The following is a 221-nucleotide window of genomic DNA, read 5'->3' as shown; positions in this document are numbered from 1 at the left end:
CCATTGTGTTTTGTCACTGCACTGGACAGTCACACACCCCACGGCACTTCAGGAAACGTCCGCAACCTTCTACCGCAGGTTACCTTGCTCATTGTTTTCATCAGACAATCTGTTGTGGACACTGCACCTTCCAATATCTCACTTCAGTTTAAGGAGGTGATCCAACCGCAGGTTCCCCTACGGTTACCTTGTTACGACTTCACCCCAGTCATGAATCACAA

1 rRNA gene is annotated in these 221 nt (G+C 48.9%); it reads right to left on the bottom strand.

Annotated features, from left to right (window positions below):
- Positions 1-149: 149 nt before the first annotated feature.
- A 16S ribosomal RNA gene (locus tag MFP24_RS00040) occupies positions 150-221 on the bottom strand; the annotation flags it as partial.

The organism is Brenneria tiliae (assembly GCF_023347575.1).
Classification (GTDB): domain Bacteria; phylum Pseudomonadota; class Gammaproteobacteria; order Enterobacterales; family Enterobacteriaceae; genus Brenneria; species Brenneria corticis.
This window is presented reverse-complemented; position numbering and strand designations above follow the sequence as displayed.